Source organism: Haloarchaeobius baliensis, from assembly GCF_052060055.1.
Lineage (GTDB): Archaea > Halobacteriota > Halobacteria > Halobacteriales > Natrialbaceae > Haloarchaeobius > Haloarchaeobius baliensis.
The window spans coordinates 160,162-174,480 of sequence record NZ_JBPPFR010000004.1; the positions used below are offsets into that span (position 1 = coordinate 160,162).

Annotated in this window: 12 protein-coding genes; 8 read left to right on the top strand and 4 right to left on the bottom strand. The window is 58.4% G+C overall.

Translation table 11 applies throughout. The features are described from left to right. Positions 1-139 precede the first annotated feature (139 nt). Positions 140-1,429: a hypothetical protein gene (locus ACSG06_RS21165; protein ID WP_440992278.1), complete on the bottom strand. Its 1,290-nt coding sequence runs from the start codon at positions 1,427-1,429 to the stop codon at positions 140-142. A gap of 300 nt (positions 1,430-1,729) precedes the next feature. Here ACSG06_RS21165 and ACSG06_RS21170 point away from each other — a divergent pair, with 300 nt between their 5' ends. Next, entirely contained in the window at positions 1,730-3,151 is a 1,422-nt protein-coding gene (locus ACSG06_RS21170; RefSeq protein ID WP_440992279.1) for an oligosaccharide flippase family protein, read from the top strand. Positions 3,152-3,170: 19 nt separating this feature from the next. Here the strand turns inward: ACSG06_RS21170 and ACSG06_RS21175 are convergent, their stop codons facing one another. Next, the gene (locus tag ACSG06_RS21175) at positions 3,171-4,325 is read right to left on the bottom strand and encodes a DegT/DnrJ/EryC1/StrS family aminotransferase (RefSeq protein WP_440992280.1); all 1,155 of its coding nucleotides are present in this window, start codon (positions 4,323-4,325) and stop codon (positions 3,171-3,173) included. A 57-nt stretch (positions 4,326-4,382) separates the two neighbouring features. Here ACSG06_RS21175 and ACSG06_RS21180 point away from each other — a divergent pair, with 57 nt between their 5' ends. After that, complete coding sequence (locus ACSG06_RS21180) at positions 4,383-5,741, top strand: nucleotide sugar dehydrogenase (RefSeq protein WP_440992281.1); 1,359 nt, start codon at positions 4,383-4,385, stop codon at positions 5,739-5,741. Between the two features lie 89 nt (positions 5,742-5,830). Here the strand turns inward: ACSG06_RS21180 and asnB are convergent, their stop codons facing one another. Then, positions 5,831-7,870, bottom strand: coding sequence for an asparagine synthase (glutamine-hydrolyzing) (asnB, locus tag ACSG06_RS21185; protein WP_440992282.1), 2,040 nt, complete (start codon positions 7,868-7,870; stop codon positions 5,831-5,833). Further along, positions 7,777-8,685: an NAD-dependent epimerase/dehydratase family protein gene (locus tag ACSG06_RS21190; RefSeq protein ID WP_440992283.1), complete on the bottom strand. Its 909-nt coding sequence runs from the start codon at positions 8,683-8,685 to the stop codon at positions 7,777-7,779. The genes asnB and ACSG06_RS21190 overlap by 94 nt, the downstream gene beginning before the upstream one ends. A gap of 147 nt (positions 8,686-8,832) precedes the next feature. Between ACSG06_RS21190 and ACSG06_RS21195 the strand changes: the two genes are divergently transcribed. The 6 genes from ACSG06_RS21195 to ACSG06_RS21220 are packed head-to-tail and all read left to right on the top strand — an operon-like array spanning position 8,833 to position 14,298. Next, entirely contained in the window at positions 8,833-9,417 is a 585-nt protein-coding gene (locus ACSG06_RS21195) for an acyltransferase (RefSeq protein WP_440992284.1), read from the top strand. Further along, the gene (locus ACSG06_RS21200; protein WP_440992285.1) at positions 9,414-10,490 is read left to right on the top strand and encodes a DegT/DnrJ/EryC1/StrS family aminotransferase; all 1,077 of its coding nucleotides are present in this window, start codon (positions 9,414-9,416) and stop codon (positions 10,488-10,490) included. Before ACSG06_RS21195 ends, ACSG06_RS21200 begins: the two co-directional genes overlap by 4 nt. Further along, positions 10,490-11,464, top strand: coding sequence for a Gfo/Idh/MocA family oxidoreductase (locus ACSG06_RS21205; RefSeq protein WP_440992286.1), 975 nt, complete (start codon positions 10,490-10,492; stop codon positions 11,462-11,464). The genes ACSG06_RS21200 and ACSG06_RS21205 overlap by 1 nt, the downstream gene beginning before the upstream one ends. A 24-nt stretch (positions 11,465-11,488) precedes the next feature. Then, positions 11,489-12,613 carry a DegT/DnrJ/EryC1/StrS family aminotransferase gene (locus ACSG06_RS21210; RefSeq protein WP_440992287.1) on the top strand — a complete coding sequence of 375 codons (1,125 nt, stop codon included), beginning with the start codon at positions 11,489-11,491 and terminating at the stop codon, positions 12,611-12,613. Beyond that, the gene (locus tag ACSG06_RS21215) at positions 12,600-13,799 is read left to right on the top strand and encodes an ATP-grasp domain-containing protein (RefSeq protein WP_440992288.1); all 1,200 of its coding nucleotides are present in this window, start codon (positions 12,600-12,602) and stop codon (positions 13,797-13,799) included. Before ACSG06_RS21210 ends, ACSG06_RS21215 begins: the two co-directional genes overlap by 14 nt. Beyond that, on the top strand, positions 13,792-14,298 hold the full coding sequence (locus ACSG06_RS21220) for a cyclase family protein (protein ID WP_440992289.1): 507 nt from the start codon (positions 13,792-13,794) through the stop codon (positions 14,296-14,298). Before ACSG06_RS21215 ends, ACSG06_RS21220 begins: the two co-directional genes overlap by 8 nt. Positions 14,299-14,319: the final 21 nt, after the last annotated feature.

Consider the following 14,319-nt stretch of genomic DNA (forward strand, 5'->3'; position numbering starts at 1 on the left):
GACATGCACCACACAACGGCCCAAGGCCGAGTCGTGGGCTTTGACTCTGCAAATTAAACCGAATCCCTCTTGGTAGTACGATAGCCCCCGTGAATTGGCTGTGTTCCAGTCGAATCCGAGACAGGAACAACTGTGCCTCTTAATTCGACCGTCCTATTTCTGGAAGACGAATATTTACGCCGAGCCGTGAGGCTCCTATCACCCCGAGCAGCAGGAGAATAGGGACGAACTGGATGCGACGCCGAACCGCCGCGCCATAGTTCATCTCGACTATCGAGTATGTGAGCACGCCGAGCACGAGGTACGTAAGCAGTAGCGTGAGGAATGCGGGGTCGTCACTGAGAGTGCCGATTCCGCGCCTCGCGAGAACGGTCATTGCAAGTAGACCAAACGCACTCACACCAACGACCGTCTCTGTTACTCCGGACGCCTGCCACGGGAACGGTGTATACAGGAAATACACCACCTTCAATGGTGCATAAAGCACGATATCTAACCATGTCTCGTAGTGGAGGTCAGTGAGATACGCTGAAGAGCCCCGGGCGCGGGACTGTGCGAATGCGTCGATAGCGGAGGGCGACAGTGTGCGACCATACCCCGTAAACGAGTGGAAATTCAGGGCGAAGAAGACCAAGAACGGAATGGTTGCAAGAGCCGAGACAGCGATGTACTGCGGCCTGTGACGAGCCCGTATCAGAAACAGCGTCCCCAGAAGTGCGGCAACCAGGACCAGGTTCTCTTCTCGAAGGATAGCCATTATCGGGACTGCGAGACCTGCGACAAGCACTGATTGCTTGCTGAACGAATCTAACCACTGGACCGTTGCCCAAAGAAACGAGAGCAAGACGATCGCAGCCAGAACCTCTCGCTGTATGACCACCGACCGATACACGAACGTCGGCCAGAAGAGGACAGTTGCCGCAGCAGTAGTCGCAACTCGTCTACTCACGGCACGCTGTGCCAAGATGAAGATGAGATATCCGACAGCTAGACTGAACACTGCGATGGCGAATCGACCGACGAGCATCGCATCACCGAGAATAACGTAGAACGGTGCAAGCAAGTGTGCAACGAACGTCCGCATCGCTGTGATACTCGTTATTGCGCTGAAGAGGTCACCGGTCGTCCAAGCTGCTGCGAGCGCACCTGCACGTTCATGATGACCAGTAACAATCGGCGGTGTCGGAAGGACGCCAACAATTGTATCACCAACGATTACCGAGAGCCGAAACAGGAGAGCAGCAGCAAAGACCGTCACGAGGTAGTTTTTCAGTCGGTATGCGAGCACGCCGATGAAGAGGACGACGACACCGACAAACAGTACCGCGAAAGTCGGTGGGAGAACGAAGAGAACGGCGAGTAGGATTGCGGCCAGTCCAGTGAGCTGTATTGTTTGAGCCGGCCTCAAGACTGAAACAGTCCTACTCATCTCATTATGTCTGTCCAAATAGTGGCCCGTCCCTAATTAGAAGGTTTCGGCTGATTGAGGTACACTGCAACTACTGTGGCCCGGACGGTGATAGGAACTCTCAACTATCCCCGGGAATGCGTGGATACTAACGGAGGCCAGGAGCGAACGGATGCCCCGACACAGGTGGTCTCTCTACGAACCGTATGTCCTCAAGAGTCGGAGTGGAGTGACTGTACCGGCGTATCCCAGAGGACAGGAGAGTTGCAAGTGTTCAACCGGTGACGGTCTCAACGGCACCCGCGAGAAAGAACCCACATAATGAAGGCTTCGACAACGTCCATCCTCCAGTTCGTCCTACGAGTATTTTCGGCTGTGCTCGGTGCAGTGGCCACGATCGTGTTCGCGCGCATCCTCGGTGCGGAAGCACTCGGCACGTACGTCCTCGCACTGAGTCTCATCGTCTGGCTCGAACTCGTCTCGAGTGCCGGACTCGGCCCGGCGCTGGTCAAGCGAATCAGCGAGGGAACCGAACAGGACAAATACTTCTTCACGGGGGTCACGATACAGCTCTCGCTCACTGGGTTGGTCCTCGTCCTGCTATTCGCATTCCGAACCTGGGTCACCGAGTACGTGGGCGCAGATGTCACCGTCTTCATTGCGGTGATTCTGGTGTTGCGAGTGTGTCATCTCGCGTTCGACGCGGGTCTCCGCGGTGAGAACCGGGTGGCGACAGCGTCTATACTCCGTTTTGGCGAGCGTACGACCCGTCCCCTCACCCAGATCGGACTTGCCGTTCTCGGTGCCACCCTCGCCGGGCTGCTCGTCGGCTACATCGCCTCAATGCTGCTCGCGGTGGTAGTTGGGGCACTCCTCATCGGTAATCGGCTCACCGCCCCGACCCGCGAACACGCTGCGAGCCTGCTCGCCTTCGCGAAGTACTCGTGGATGGGGTTCCTCCGCTCACGCGCAGCCCGGTGGATGGACACCATCGTTCTCGGGTTCTTCGTCTCGAATACGCTGATCGCAGTGTACGAGGCGGGATGGACGTTGACGTTGTTCCTCTTCTTGGCCAGTGACTCCCTCAGCAACACGTTGTTCCCGAAGGTGAGCGAGCTCGCGGAGAACAACGAACTGGAACGCATTCGCGAGGTTACGGAGACCGGTCTCGCATTCGTCGGCGTCATCGTGATTCCGGGAGTCGCCGGCTCCTGGCTGCTCGGTGCAGACCTCCTCAGGTTCTTCGGACCGGACTTCGTACAGGGACAGCAGGTACTTCTCGTTCTCGTCCTTTTCGCGCTCTTCATCTCCTACGAACGGCTCATGATAACGATACTGAACGCGCTCAACCGTCCGGACCTTGCGTTCCGCGTGAACCTCTGCTACGTGGTCTGCAATCTCATCGGAAATGTCGTTCTCGTCACGGAGTACGGATTGATCGGCGCGGCCGTCGCGACATCCGGCTCCGGACTGGTGTCGACAGCACTGGCACTCTACTACCAGCGACAGGTTCTCGACTTCCAGATGCCGTACGGCGAGATACTGAAGCAGGCAATCGCGGCCGTGGCGATGAGCGCGGCGGTCGTCATCACCGACAACGCAATCGCGATGTTCCCGTACTGGTTCGTCCTCGTGCCAGTGTTCGTCGGCGCTTTCACGTACGGTGTGTGCCTGTTGACGCTCTCGTCGATGGTCCGCGAACGGACGTGGCGAATCGTCGGTACCGTCGGGGCGAGAGTGTAGCTCCGGCCGCCGTGGTCGCTTACCGGTACGCGTCGAGTTCTTCGTCGAGGGCGGCGACGACGCGGTCCTGATCAGCATCAGTCATACTGTGGGCGATTGGGAGGGTGAGAAGGTTGTCCTGGAGTCCCGCGGAGGCGTCCAGCGACCCGACACGCTTTGCGTCGCCGAACGCCTCGGTCAGGTGGAGTGCGTACGTCCCAATCTGCGTCTCGATGTTGCGGTCGCGCATCGCATCGAGGATCTGGTCACGTGTGTTCTCATCTCCTGCCTCGATGTACACACAGTACGCTTGGAAGACGTGTTCTGATGCCTCGGGGACGAACGGTGCGCGCACACCATCGATGTCCGCGACCAAATCTGTGTACCGCTCTGCAAGGGACTGTCGCGTCCCGATGATGTCGTCGCGTTTCTCCATCTGTGCGACCCCGACAGCAGCGAGGATATCGCTCATCCGGTAGTTGGACGCACTCGCGCGACGGAACCCAACATCAGGGTCGGAGGGGACGGTCCCGAAGTTCTTGATTTCTCGAATCGCGCGTTCGAGATCGTCGTCGTCGGTCGTGATCATGCCACCTTCACCAGTTGTCAGGACCTTCCGCGGATGGAAGCTGAACACGCTCGCATCGAACTGCGAACCCGTCTGCCCTCCGTCGTAGGCTGCACCCGCTGAGCACGCGGCGTCCTCGACGACGGCGAAATCGTACTCGTCCTGCAGACGTCGGAGTGGGGCGGGGTCGAGCGGCTGACCGCCCCAGGAGACGGGAATGACGGCACCGGTTTCCTCCCCGACGGCACTCTCGAGCGCGTCGTGATCGATGTTGTACGTGTTCTCGTCAACGTCCACGAGGACTGGTGTGGCACCGCGGTGTGCGACGACGTTCGCCGTCGCGGGGTGGGTGAAATCCGGAACGACGACTTCGTCCCCCTCCCCGATGTCGAGCGCCTCGAGAACAGCGTCCAGACCGGTCGTACACGAGGTAATGGTGATACCGTGTTCGGCGTCCACGAACGAGGAGAAACTCTCCTCGAACTCGTCGGAGTACGGTCCTTGAGTCATATATCCCGACTCCAGAACGGCCTTCACGTTCTCCAGCTCTTCGTCACCAACGACGGGCTCAATAAGCGGAATAGAGTCTTCCATAGCAGAGACGTTGAGTAACGTTCGTAAATACATGTTGATGGATTTCGAAACCTCTTATTGTACGGTCGCATATCCTGATGTAGCTACCCTATGGCGCTGAGAGTCTCTTCGTTCGAAGACGATTTGTCTGGACTGACGATAGCGGTGTATGGCCTCGGAAAGATGGGTCTCCCATTGGCGTCCGTGCTTGCAGACTCTGGTGCATCAGTCGTCGGTGTCGATATCGATGAAACCATCGTCGAACAGGTGAATGACGCTGAGTGCCCCATCGATGGCGAGCCACAAGTACCCGAGCTCGTGGCGACGCACGCTGGCGACCGGTTGACTGCAACCTCAGATTGTGTCGATGCTGCAGAGAGGGCCGATGTGATGATTGTCCTCGTACCGACACTCGTCGACGACAGTGGTAACCCAGTGCTCGATGCCATCCTCGAAGCGGCTCGAGACATCTCTGCTGGGGTCTCTTCCGGAGACCTCGTTATTCTGGAGAGCACAGTCCCTCCCGGAACGACTGCCGGCCCGTTCGCAGAGGCGCTCGAATCCGAGACAGAACTGCGTGCCGGGGAGGACTTCGGGATCGCGCATTGCCCAGAGAGAACGTCGTCTGGCCGTGTCGTCGCCGACCTGACGTCTTCGTACCCCAAAATCGTTGGCGGGACCACATCGAAAGCAACTGACAGTGCGACTGCGATCTACGACGCCATCAACGAGAAAGGTGTCCGTCCACTGGAGAGCGCCACCGCAGCAGAAGCAGTGAAGGTATTCGAGGGAGTGTATCGAGACGTTAACATCGCACTCGCGAACGAACTTGGGAAAGCGTGTGAGGAGTGGGGGCTCGATTCAAAGACCGTATTCGACGCAGCAAACAGTCAGCCGTACTGTGATATTCACGTTCCAGGGGTCGGCGTCGGCGGCCACTGCATCCCCGTATATCCACATTTCGTCATGAACCAGGCCTCGGAGACCCCGCTGGTCGAGACCGCTCGCACCGTTAACCTCGGAATGCCGACGCATACCGTCGATGTCCTGCAAGCTCTCCTCGCAGAGGAAGGTCGAGAAATAGAGACCGCTCGCGTGCTTGTCCTCGGGTTAACGTACCGTGCTGGCGTGAACGAGCTCAGATATGCACCGGCACTCGAGGTGATCTGGGAACTCAACGAACGTGGTGCGAACGTACACGCGCACGATCCGCTACTGTCTGCCGACGAAATCCAAGAGTGTGCGGCGACACCAGTTGCAGACCCAGAGGGTGACTACCAGTTTGACGGCGTCGTCCTTGCGACGGGACACGACGAGTATTGCGACCTCAACCTCGGCGCGCTCCACGAGCAGATGCGAACTCCGACACTCGTCGACGGTCGGCGGTTCTTCGAGACTGAAGACTTATCATCGTTCACTGCTGCGGTCATCGGAAACGGCCGCCTCAACCGACCTGGTCTCGATTCGTAGATCCCAGCTTTCCCTCTTCTGCCACCGCTCCCACGCCCAATATTTTCGATCCAAATAAAGACAAGTGTCAGTTGGAAGACGTCAACGGCTCACGTATAATACGACTCAAGCGCAAGAGGGCCTTTAGCTCCATTCACGATAAATGTCTGGTACCATATTTCCAGTGCAACGACCTTCCACAACATCTTGTAGTGGGGCGTGAGTGCTCGGTGTGGACGTCTATCGAGGAGGTTGTCCACATACGATTCGTCGACGAACCCATCATTAACAACGTGTGCGTCGTTGAGGATGAGTCGTGCCTCGTCCAGGAGTTCAACCTTCGCGAACTCGAACGTCGGCATCGTGAATCCCTGCTTATCCTTTTCGAACACGGATTCCGGAAGGTACTCTCGCATCGCATTTCGAAGCACCTGTTTGCCAACCTGAGCCTTCGAGGAACCACCGAACTTTTCCGAGAGGGGGAGGGAAAACGCGAGGTCAATGAGTTCGTTATCTAGGAACGGGACACGCGATTCTAGCGAGTGTGCCATGCTCATACGGTCCTCAACGAAGAGGAAGTCGTTCGGAAGCTTCACTGTGAAGTCCCACTGGAGCGCTCGCTCTCGAAGGTCTGTGTCACCGTCGACACGGACGTCCGAAAGCCGTTCACGTATCGTCTCTGTCGGTGACTCCTGCCCGACGAGTTCCTCCGCGAACACACGGGCGTCATAGAACTCGTCGTCGCCCAGAACGTCCGAGCTGTTCAGTAACAGGTACAGTTGCGCCGGGTCATCGAGATGCTCGAGCGTTCCGACCTCCTCAAGCACGTGGTCGTTCTCGAGCGGCCCCTCTGCGAGCTGTGCTGCTCTCACCTTTGCAGCACGTTCAGTTACTGCGGCCGTCCCACCGCCGTGGGATGCTCGAATCGTCTCTAACTCCTTCAGTTGATTATACCGATAGACGTACCCGCCAAACAACTCGTCTGCGCCAAGGCCACCCAGTGCAACCGTTACATTCTCGCTCATCTTCTGGGCGACATAATACGGGTAGAGGTTGCGTTTCGGTTCACCTGCGTACCAGATCATCTCGGGAAAGTCAGACATGAAGTCACCCCCGATGGTAATCTCATGATGATTCGTCCCGAAATGCTCGGCTACAGCACGTGCGTCAGCACTTTCATCCCACTTGCTATCGGCGAACGCCATACAGAACGTATGTATCGGCTCGTCAGAGATCTCGTCCGCAAGCGCCACAACGCTACTCGTGTCAAGACCACCGGATAAGTAAAATCCGATAGGCACATCGCTCATGAGCTGTCGCCCGACCGCGCGACGGAGAGTATTCCGGACCGCCTGTGTTGGGTTTGTCGGCGGCGACGACGGGACGTCAGCGAGGGTCCAGAACTGATGTTCTGTGGATTTGTAGCCCGCGTTAGTTAGCTGAACGTCAACGTAAGTCCCCGGTGGAACCGGAGAGATTCCCTCAAACAGTGAATCCTTCGAAGGCGAGTAACGTAGCTGCAAAAAGTACCGAAGTGCATCCCTGTCGACGGCAGGTTCGACGAGTCCGCTTTGAAGAAACGCTTTGGGTTCGCTTGCGAATGCGAGCGAATCTCCGAGGTCGGTGATGTAGAGCGGCTTAATTCCCGCCCGGTCCCTGGCGAGCAGCAATCGGTCTCGGGTCTGATCGTAGATCGCGACACCGAACATCCCGTTCAACTGCTCGAAGAAGTCGGTACCGTATTCTTCGTACCCGTGGACGAAAACCTCGGTATCTGTGTCGGTCGAGAACGTGTGACCACGTGCACGGAGGTCTGCACGGAGCGACGGGAAATTGAATATCTCACCATTGAACACGACTGCGACGTCTCCGTCCTCGTTGTATATCGGTTGATCGCCGCCCTCAACATCGATTACACTGAGGCGCTGATTCGCGAGCGTGACACGCTCGTCCTGGTGGACGCCAACATCGTTAGGGCCGCGATGCGTCTGGGAAGTCGACATTCGCTCCACTGCCCGAGGACGCTCAGCTCCGACGACTCCACAGATACCACACATCAGTCTTCTATGCGGGGTTCGATCCACTCGTAGGTCTGTTCGAGCCCCTCCTGGAGCGACGTGTTGGGGACCGTTCCAAACAGTGTCTCGCATCTCGACATATCGGCGTAGAAATCATCAATCTCATCTGGACGTTCGGGCTTACGTTCGATTTCAGGGTCGACATCGACCACATCCGCGACCAGTTCGATAGCTTCGAGAATCTCCGTCTCCATACCCCGCCCCATGTTCACGACTTCGTTTCGCACATCACCTTCGAGTCCTTCGACGATGAGTTCGGTAATGTCCCGGACGAAGATGAAGTCCCGCGTCTGGGAGCCATCCCCGGTCACGAAGACTCCGTCTCCCCGGGCGAGTCGGGACATCACAACCGGAATTAGCGCACCGGAATCTTCGGGCTGATACGGGCCGTAGACGTTGAAGAACCGGAATACAAGATAGTCGAGATCGTACAGATCGTTGTACACCTCGAGGTACTCCTCGACTGCGTGTTTCGCGACCCCATACGGCGATTGTGGTGACGCAGGGTGGTCCTCGGAGACGGGGACCTCTTCCACTTCACCGACGAGGGACGATGCGGAAGAGAAGAAAATCTTGTCGACGTCGTGCTCTCGAGCCGCATCTAGAACGTTGAGTGTCCCACCGATGTTGATGTCGGCGTTCAGCTTCGGGTCTTCGGTGCTAGCCGGGAGAGGATGGGCCGCGAGGTGAGCTACCGAGTCGACATCCTCCAGAGCATCGCTCACGGCGTCGGCGTCGGTGATATCGAGTTCGTGGAAAGAAATATTGTCTGCATCATGATTTACCGGTTTGATGTCGCACGCACGCACTTCGTGTTCGGTTTCCGAGAGTTCATCCAACAGGTTCCGTCCAACAAAGCCAGAAGCACCGACAACAGCGATTTTCATGGCTACAGTTTCGGTAGACAATCAATAAATTTGCTTCGGTCGAAGAGTGACCAGTTGGATATCCGGTTAGGATCTTTCTAAAGAGGGAGACCAGAGAGGGTTTGTCTTTCGACGTATCTTTCATGGTTGCCTCAGTACCCCGTCCACATGGAAGACGATGCTGAGCAACCAAATGGAGTCACAGTCCACGCCGGGGCTACGTTAGGTGTCTCATATGACACCGATTCCGAGGCACCAACGGTCGGTGAAGGAAGCGTAATCCGGTCGGGGACGATTCTCTACAACGACGTTACGATTGGTAAGCGACTCCAGACAGGCCATCATGCGCTCATCCGTGAACAGACGGTCATCGGAGACGACAGCCTCGTCGGGACACAGACTGTGATCGATGGGGAGACTGATGTGGGAGACAGCGTGAGTATGCAGACTGGAGTCTACATCCCACGCAACACGACCATTGGTGACCGTGTCTTTCTCGGACCGAAAGCGACCCTACTCAACGATATGTTCCCGGTGCGCTCTGACTACGAGCTGACTGGCCCTACACTTCGGGACGATGTCTCGGTTGGTGCGAACGCCACGATCCTTCCGGATGTCACGATTGGAGAGAATGCGTTTATCGCCGCCGGCGCGGTGGTGACAGAGGATGTTCCACCACGAACACTCGCCGCGGGAGTCCCCGCAACCCACCAGACACTCCCCGAGGAGCTCACCGGAGGGAACGACCTGTGATACCCATAGCGAACCCCGAGATATCCGACGCCGCAAAACACGCCGTCGGTGATGTCCTCGACTCGGGGATGATCGCAGACGGTGACGTTGTTCGGGAGTTCGAGACCGCCTTCGCCGAGTACGTGGGTGTCGAACACGCCATCGCGACCTCGTCCGGAACCACCGCGCTCCATACGATGCTCGAAGCGGCTGGAATCGGAAGCACAGACGCCGTGTTGACCTCGCCGTTCTCGTTCGTGGCCAGTGCGAACGCCGTCGTCCACGCGGACGGGACGCCCGCGTTCGCCGATATCAATCCGGAGACCTACAACCTGTCCCCGCACGCAGTCCGCGATGTACTCGACCGACGAGACGGTATCACTGCACTGATGCCCGTCCATCTGTACGGACTCCCCGCAGCAATGGACGAGATGCGGTCCATCGCCGACGAGTACGACCTCCAGCTATTCGAGGACGCTGCCCAGGCACACGGAGCCACGTTCGACGGCGACCAAGTCGGCGCACTCGGTGACGCCGGTGCCTTCTCCTTCTATCCGACTAAGAATATGACGACGGCCGAAGGCGGGATGATTACGACCGACGACGATGAGATTGCCGCTCGTGCACGTCAACTCATCAATCACGGTCGAACCGACACGTACGAGCACGCGTTCGTCGGATACAACTTCCGGATGACGAACGTCCAGGCGGCAATCGGTCTGGAGCAGCTCTCACGGCTGCCGGACTGGGTGGAAGCACGGCAAGAGAACGCCCGCCGTCTGACCAGTGGTCTGTCGGAGACAGCTCTCGTCACCCCGACCATGCCCGAAGATCGAACGCACGCCTTCCACCAGTACACCGTTCGCACCACCGAACGTGAACGCATGAAGACTGTTCTGGACGATGCAGGCATTGGGTACGGCATCTACTACCCGAAGCCGATACCGGAACAGCCGGCATACGGACACGAGGAACGCTATCCAGAGGCCAGTCGTGCGAGTGAGACCGCGATCTCGCTTCCCGTACATCCCAACGTCGACCCCACTGACGTAGACCACATAGTGGAAGTACTCTCGCGAGAAATCGGAGCCTAATGACCGCAGATCCGATTCCGGTCGCCGTCGTCGGCGCGGGCAATATGGGGGCGAATCACGTTCGCGTGTACGACGACCTCCCCGAAACGGAGCTGGTCGAGGTCGTCGAACCGGACGAAGAGCTTGCGTCCGCTATCCGCGACTCCTACGACGTCACCGTCTACGACGATATCTCGGAGATCTCTACGGCAGCGGCCGCGAGTATCGTCGTCCCGAATCATCTCCACGAATCGGTAGCCGTCGAGGCCATGGAGAACGGAATGGACGTACTTATCGAGAAACCGCTCGCGCTGACCATGGAAGGCTGTCGTGCCATCGCCACCGCCGCCTCGAAGCACGATGCCATCGTCCAGGTCGGACACATCGAGCGGTTCAATCCGGCGGTGGAGACCCTGAAAGAGATCATCCGCGACGAAGACGTCATCAGCATCGAGGCACACCGCCTCGGTCCGTTCAACGAACACTTAACCGATGTGAGCGTCGTCTTCGACCTCATGATCCATGATCTCGACGTGATCGTCGATCTGGTAGGCGATGTTCCACCTCGAATCAGCGCAGTGGGCACGACCGCACGGTCCGACGAACTCGACTACGTTGTCGCGACTCTCGACTTCGACTCCGACATCGTCGCGACCGCGACGGCCAGTCACGTGACACACGGGAAGGTCAGGAAGCTCTCTGTCACGACGCAAAACTCGTACATCACCCTGGACTATCAGGAACAGAACCTCACCATTCAACGTCGTGGGACCGACGAGATGAAGTCTATCTACGGTTCCAGTGGTTTCCGGACGGAAACCATCACAGAGACGCCGTTCATCAGGAACCGCGAGCCGCTCAAGCAGGAACTCGAGCACTTCGCGAACTGTGTTCGAACACGAAATCAGCCGCGGGTAGGCATCGAAGACGGTGAACGTGCGATGGAGCTCGCATCCGCGGTCGTCTCGAACGTCGGTGACGACCGTCTCCAGTAGGATCCGACCCGAAGAGCACCACAAATGTCCGAAAAACAGAAGCGAGGCGAGGAGGTGACACGCCGATCGGTAGAAGCGCGTCTGGCCACGCAGTTCGATCGGGAGCACTGTGTACTCGTCGGCAGAGCAACGACTGGCCTGATGCTGTTATTCAACGCATATGAGGTCTCTGGCGACGTTATCTTCCCAGCATACACCTGCCCATCGCCTGTGTACGCCGCGTTGTATGCCGATGCGACACCGCAGTTCTGTGACGTTCGTTCGGACTACACGATCGACCCGAAGTCCCTCGAATCGATGATCTCCGAGAACACCGATGCGGTCGTCCCCATCCACATGTTCGGACATCAGGCAGCGATGGACGAGATCAGATCCATCGCCGACGAGTACGACGCGCTCGTCCTCGAGGACGCGTGCCAGTCCGTTGGAACGATGCCGAACGGCGACCCTCTCGGATCCTTCGGTGACGCCTCCATCCTCAGCTTTGGGGCCGGGAAACCTATCGACGTGGGTACAGGCGGCGCGGTCCTCACTGACGACGAAGCGACCGCGACGACCGTCCGCAAACTCGAGCAGCAGATCCCCGTGCGAGACGATGACCGGCTCGAAGTACTGTACGACCACTACAGGGAACTCTACTATGCCATCGAAGATCTCAAGGAGGTAACCGAGACCGCCCACCAGTTGTTCGAGCCGTTCCCCTCCGTGTTCAGGGAGCTGTACGTACGGGGCACGACGGACGAGCTTCCCGGGCACGTCTCACCGACCCTGAACGAGCTCGAGGACGAGATCGCGGCTCGGAAGGCGAACGCAGACCGCTACCGGAACGAGCTCGAAGACCCCCGAATCACACATCCGGACCCGAAAGACGGGACCGTCTACTACCGGTACAGCATCCGACTTCCGACCCGGGAAGTCAGAGATTATATAGTAACGTACCTGCGAGAGAGAGACATCCACGTGAGTACGCTCTACGAGACTATCCACCGACGGTTCGGTTCCGAGGCAGACGTTCCAACCGCCGAACGGCTCGCTGATGAGACCCTGAATCTCTGGGTCACGAGCGACGTCAGTGAATCGTACGTCACCCGCTGCTGTGAAACCATCGCGAACGCACTCGCGGAGTACGACACGCATGACACAGAATAGCCTCTTGATCCTCGGAGCTGGCACCTCGTACGTCGACCTGATTCGAGGAGCGAGCGACGTTTGTAGCCACGTCGTCGTGACCGATCAGGACGAGACCGCGCCAGGGTTCGCCGCCGCTGACGACAGCGAACCAGTCGACATCATGGACATCGATGGGACACGGGAAGTCGCCGAGATGTACGGCGTCGACGGTGTCCTTCCCGTGAATGACTACGGTGTTCGGACTGCTGCAGTCGTGTCCGACGAACTCGATCTGCCGGGAATCAAACCGTCCGTCGCCAGTCGATGCATCGATAAAGCCGAGATGCGCCGACAGTGGGAGAAGGCGGGTCTCTCTCAACCCGACTTCGAGGTTGTCACCACCCTCGAAGGCGCCCACGAAGCGTTCGACTCCATCCCCGGTACGACCGTGTTCAAACCAGCGGACAGCACTGGTGGTGGCAGTCGCGGTGTCTCTATCGTCGAGGACGCGTCCGAAGTCGCCGACGCCTTCTCGTTCGCCCAGTCACCGTACGACGATGACGAACGCATCATCGTCGAAGAGATGGCCGTCGGCTCCGAACACAGCATCGAAGTCGTCACCGTACCGAACGACGATCCAACGGTCGTCGCGATCTCCGATAAGGAGAAGACGCCGCTCCCCTACCGAGTCGACAAGAGCGTCATCTACCCGACAAAGAGCGAAGCGCGCCAGCAGATAGCCGATGCCGCAATCGATGCCGTAGATGCACTGGGCATCGATTTCGGTGCTGCACACGTCGAGCTCGCGTACACCGACGAGGGTCCGAAGCTGTTCGAACTCGGAGCTCGATGCGGTGGAGGTGCTACCGCCGATCCGATCGTTCCCGCTGTCACCGGCATACCATACTTCCAGAACATCGCGAAGCTCTACTCGGGCGACACTGACGTCGACTTCGAGCCGAAGAAACGCGACGGTGTGACGTACCGGTTCCTGACACCGGAACCGGGTATCCTCGAATCGGTCTCCGGCGTCGATACCGTGCGGCAACGTGACGACGTACTCTCGTGCCGTATCTGGATAGAGCCCGACGACACGATTGAACCCGTCAAGGAAGGGCACGACAGATGCGGCTCCGTTATCACGCACGGCCCGACCCGTGACTCCGCGTACCAGTCGGCGGAGGAGGCAGAATCCCTCCTCGAGTTCCACATCAAAGATGAGTGACAATCGCTACAGACTGAGCACGACAGTCGAACCGTTCATGAAGACGACCCGCGAGAACAACGGGTACGCGACGTCGTACGCACAGATTCGCGTGCACCACGGAACCCACGCGGACTTCCCGCCGCACGTCGGCCTTGACGGCGGTCCGAGGTGGGATCTCTCGGGGGACGCACGAATCTTCACGACCCCGACCCCGGACCCTGCTGCCCTCCGGCCGGTATCGTTTTTCGACATCGGTGCAACCCAGATTCCCGAGGACACCATCGACGCTCTTCTGGTGAACGATGTCGAGGTCGTCGGCACCAGCCACGACAGGGTTGGTGGCCTCGAAGCCCACGAACGACTACTGGAGGACGATGTCGTTATCGTCGAAAACCTCGTGAACCTGTCCGACCCACCAACTGCAGACGGTTACGTACACTGCTACGCACTCGTGATAGATGGCTGTGATGATGGTGCACCGGTGACTGCGGCGTTCGAACCATGCAACGAGCGGTGACACGGTACGCCACGATAGTTC